Source organism: Siphonobacter sp. BAB-5405 (genome assembly GCF_002872335.1).
Classification (GTDB): domain Bacteria; phylum Bacteroidota; class Bacteroidia; order Cytophagales; family Spirosomataceae; genus Siphonobacter.
Genome location: NZ_NJAG01000211.1, coordinates 1 through 4,391, shown reverse-complemented (window position 1 = coordinate 4,391; position 4,391 = coordinate 1). Strand labels below are relative to the sequence as shown.

The following is a 4,391-nucleotide window of genomic DNA, read 5'->3' as shown; positions in this document are numbered from 1 at the left end:
GACTTCATAAAATACTGTATATCTGGCTATCAAGTATTAAAGAAAAAAAGCCCTAACAGTATTAAGATCAAGTAATACTAACATCTTTGCAATCAACGCTCAAATTGCATGGCGCGATAGTGCGACGCTAAGAAGTTCGCTCATTTTGATGCAAAGGTTTACATTTCTGAATCAGAACAACATGAAGACGAAGCTAAACCCCTGTATGATAAGCAATTAGTAGGACATGTGAAGCAACGCTCAACTAAGAAGCGTATTAAAGATATTGGCTGAAACGTAAGCGGCTCTGCTGAGGAGCAACCGCCTAGGGATAAGCCATACCACGTACAACTGTACGACAACCCCGAATTGATAGCTCTAAGCCATTCGGGGTTTTTTGATAACTTTTTTCAAAAAAGATGATATATACATAACCCTTATAATTCAAATCATGAAAAATTTTACTAACGAAGGAAAAGTCATTATTGCATTATTGGCTCTTCTTCTAATTTACGTTGCATTTATTCATTACAGATTAACTGAAGTTGAAAGTACATTAGACAGCACTTACTATTCAGCATCTGAAGCTGAAGACAATACTGAGACAATTTTAAATTATGTTCGATAGGTTTTTTAGGCATTAACCACACCAACTATATTAAAAATTGCAATGGGTTTATTCAACTGGTTACTTAAAAATGGCCCAGGCTCGCCTGGAAGTACAGCGTCTGCATTCGTAAAATTATATGAACAAGCAGGATATGTCAATCACAAAGAAGACTGGGAAGGTGTTTTCTTCATGATCTTTATGGCTCGTCTTCAAGCATTTCAACGAATGGGTTTCGCTGGTGGTTGCTTATTAAATCAATCAGACCCAAACCAAATTGTTAAAGAGTCACAAGGCGATTTGCCTCTGTTCATTTTCATAATGATGAAATACGAGACAGCTGCATTTAGAAATAGCGTAGAGCAACATTTTCAAGATGTTACTAAAATCATATATGACACAGTGAGGAATAAAAAACCATCTGCTCTTATGTTGGATTTTCCAACCTTTCAGCTAGAAGCCAAGTTTCATTTTTAATTCCTTTCCTATGCTAATATTCATAGCAGTTATCATTGCCTTTGTGGTTATAAAGTTTTTCTACGACATGTCACAGCAAAGTATACAAGTAGGAAAACAAGGTGGTATGGCTAATAAATACAAAGTTCTGATTGGTTATCTACTAGAAGGCCATCAAAACTCACGTATAATAGGACAAACAGGAGACTCATTAACAGTTGGCTGTGCTAGTACAGGCGGACAAACGATTTTCAACCTAGTTCAGACTTTTGGAAGCTTAACAGTTGAATGGAAAATGGAAAGTCCACTTTTTGGAAAACATCGACTTGAATGGCAATTTCCAGAATATGAGGATCAAGAAAAGATGATGAGAAAGTTGACTAATGATTTAGAAAAATATCAGCAGAACGTCATTTCAGCAAGTCCATTTAGAGATTCTTTTTTAAACTGAAATGTAGTTTTACGTACAGTTGGGGTGGTCTATGCCTGAAAACCTCTTAGCCGAAGGATAAGAAAGTGAGATTTAATTTAGAACCCTCTCCGTGTGGTAGTTTAGTCTTTTACTAACGCTGCTGTTTGTGTATGTGTCTACTTCTACCAATGGAGGGGTTTTTTAATTTATTGATATACAAGTGTTTATATTGGCTATTTTCGCGTTTGAGAAAGTGCAAGGTCTACTTTAAAGATGCTGTCGTTCTTGCATTCTTTGAAGTAGACCTTTTTGATTGACGCAGTTGATTAAAAAAGAGACTTGAAAAAATGTATGTCCTTTTTTTAGTACATTATTTCTTTAACCGTTTGTAGTATTCTATTTCTCCAGTGCTTGGCTTTGTAGGTAATTCTCCATTGATATATCGCCGGGCATTTTGGGCCAGATCGAAAGAAGTAAGGTACCTGGCCGCGATGATATTGCGGCAACCATCCATATCAGGTTCATAAAGGGCTACCTTTCCCGCTAAGTATTCCAGATCCTGCCTGAGTAGACCAATCTCCTCGGACTCGTCTTTTGAGTTAATGTGAGCCTTGGTTCTACAGTGTTTAACCCGGCAACTGGGCGAGCAGAAACGGGCATTTTTTCGCATCTGAGCTTTTTTCCCACAGTGCAGGCAAGTAATGGTTTCCATAGGCGTTTTACTGGTATTTCAAGGCTAAAATAAACGTTAATTAACGTTTATATGCCCTGAAATGAGCTTTTTTTCCCTTAAGTTCTTTTTAGAGTAGGGATTTAGTAAATACAAGGGAAAAAAAGTAGGTTTGCCGCAAGGTTTTAGAATAAAAGAGGACTCACTCCACATTTTTTGGAATCCTTCTCCGCTGACGCTCCAAAGGATTCCAAAAAATGTTCGTTCGGCAGGAGAACCTGCACCCTTTTCCACTCAACCCTTTTTGCCTATGGCTTTTGCAATCATGCGTACGGCTAAGCTGACATCTGCCGGAAGTATCGGCGGGCTTAATAACCACCTCGAGCGGAAGATGGAGGTACCTAATGCTGATCAGCAGCTTCAGGGATATAACAGCCGCCCAATTGGAAGCGGCGATTTATGGGGGGATATAAATAACCGGCTCCAGCAAGCCGGTATTGAGAAAATCCGGACGAACGGGGTCTATGGCGTAGAGTTCCTACTCACGGCCAGTCCGGAGGCGTTTAACTATCAGAAAACGGTAGATGCCTCGGGTAAAGTGGGTTTACGGGGTAACGTGGAGCTATGGAAGAACTTCGAAGCCCGCTCTAAAGAATGGCTTGAGGAAAACTTTGGTAAAGCCAACCTGGTCAACTTCACGGTTCATAAGGACGAGCAGACGCCCCACATTCACGCGGTTATCGTACCGATCACCCAAGGCAAGAAGGGAAATAAGCTATCGGCCCGCGACGTGATCGGAGGCGACAGAAGCCGCCTAGCACAGCTACAAGACAGTTTTGCCAAGAAAATGGAGCCGCTGGGGCTTCAACGAGGCGTAGAGAAGTCTAAAGCCCGGCACGTGGCTATTCGGGAGTACTACGGCGTAGCCAAAGAGGTCAGCAAAGGCTCGATTGACTACCATCCAGCATTGGATCTCCCAAAAGTCCCACCGCTTGATTTTAAGCCGCCTACCGTTCTTCAACGAACTACGGATATGACGGGTTATCTCAGAGAACTCAAGGAACGCACAGAAAAGGCCGTAGCGACGTTTTTAGACGCTGAACGGCAAATGATGCAGGACAAATACGAAAAGTCGCTTAGAGAGGCTGAAAAGCGGCTCAAATCGGATAACCTGAGTAGTGCGGCTACTGTCCTCAAAGAACGGGGTAACCGGAGACATACATCAGCCGAGACAAAGCTCGCCACCATCGAGCGAGTGCTCGATGCTCAGGGCTTGAAAATGAAATTTACCCCGGACGGTAAAAGCGTTCAATTTGAGAAAAAGCCCGAGCCTATCCAGAAAATGGATCAAAAACAGGAGAAAACAGAGCAAAAACGAAGGGGAATGAGGATGTAAAATAATGGTGTTAGTAAGACATAGAGAGTACGCATACATAAATAATTGATTTTCAGTAGTTTATGTATTTTGCAATCACATCAGTAATGTGATTGCAATCACATCAGCTTATTGTGATGCGTTTGTACGACAATCACTTAAAAATGTGGGACAATCACTTTGAAATGTGATCCAGTCACTTACTTTTGTGACGCTAATCACATCCCTCATATGCCTCACGAAAAGAACAATATTGACCTTGAAACTGGCGAGATTAAAAGAGTAAATGCAAACTTCGTCCAGTTTTATGACGATCATCTTGATTTGATAATGAAGATGACGAAAGAAAACTCTACAGCATTGACTGTTTTCCTTTGGATAGTAAAATACATGGACAACAGGAATGCCTTAGTGGTGAGTCAACAGGCTATAGCAGAAAGTTTAGGACTTCATAAAAATACTGTATATCTGGCTATCAAGTATTTAAAGGAAAAAAAAGCCCTAACAGTATTAAGATCAAGTAATACTAACATCTTTGCAATCAACGCTCAAATTGCATGGCGCGATAGTGCCGACGCTAAGAAGTTCGCTCATTTTGATGCAAAGGTTTACATTTCTGAATCAGAACAACATGAAGACGAAGCTAAACCCCTGTATGATAAGCAATTAGTAGGACATGTGAAGCAACGCTCAACTAAGAAGCGTATTAAAGATATTGGCTGAAACGTAAGCGGCTCTGCTGAGGAGCAACCGCCTAGGGATAAGCCATACCACGTACAACTGTACGACAACCCCGAATTGATAGCTCTAAGCCATTCGGGGTTTTTGATAACTTTTTCTAAAAAATGATATATACATAACCCTTATAATTCAATCATGAAAAATTTTACTA

The 4,391-nt window shown here is 40.6% G+C and carries 6 protein-coding genes; 5 read left to right on the top strand and 1 reads right to left on the bottom strand.

Annotation, left to right across the window (positions count from 1 at the left end; translation table 11 throughout):
- Positions 1 to 430: 430 nt before the first annotated feature.
- The 3 genes from BWI97_RS27970 (at position 431) to BWI97_RS27105 (ending at position 1,493) form a co-directional block, all read left to right on the top strand.
- Positions 431 to 607: a hypothetical protein gene (locus tag BWI97_RS27970; protein WP_158242902.1), complete on the top strand. Its 177-nt coding sequence runs from the start codon at positions 431 to 433 to the stop codon at positions 605 to 607.
- Positions 608 to 649: 42 nt separating this feature from the next.
- The gene (locus tag BWI97_RS27110; protein ID WP_102203498.1) at positions 650 to 1,063 is read left to right on the top strand and encodes a hypothetical protein; all 414 of its coding nucleotides are present in this window, start codon (positions 650 to 652) and stop codon (positions 1,061 to 1,063) included.
- 67 nt (positions 1,064 to 1,130) lie between these two features.
- Entirely contained in the window at positions 1,131 to 1,493 is a 363-nt protein-coding gene (locus BWI97_RS27105; protein WP_146011108.1) for a hypothetical protein, read from the top strand.
- A gap of 331 nt (positions 1,494 to 1,824) precedes the next feature.
- On the opposite strand, the gene BWI97_RS27100 is transcribed toward BWI97_RS27105, so the two are convergent.
- Positions 1,825 to 2,166, bottom strand: a complete 342-nt coding sequence (locus tag BWI97_RS27100; protein WP_102203496.1) for a hypothetical protein — start codon at positions 2,164 to 2,166, stop codon at positions 1,825 to 1,827.
- A 268-nt stretch (positions 2,167 to 2,434) separates the two neighbouring features.
- Here BWI97_RS27100 and mobV point away from each other — a divergent pair, with 268 nt between their 5' ends.
- Both mobV and BWI97_RS27090 read left to right on the top strand, forming a co-directional pair.
- Positions 2,435 to 3,520: a MobV family relaxase gene (gene mobV, locus BWI97_RS27095; RefSeq protein WP_158242901.1), complete on the top strand. Its 1,086-nt coding sequence runs from the start codon at positions 2,435 to 2,437 to the stop codon at positions 3,518 to 3,520.
- A 210-nt stretch (positions 3,521 to 3,730) separates the two neighbouring features.
- A complete protein-coding gene (locus BWI97_RS27090) occupies positions 3,731 to 4,222 on the top strand; it encodes a helix-turn-helix domain-containing protein (protein WP_102203494.1) in 492 nt (163 codons plus the stop codon).
- Positions 4,223 to 4,391: the final 169 nt, after the last annotated feature.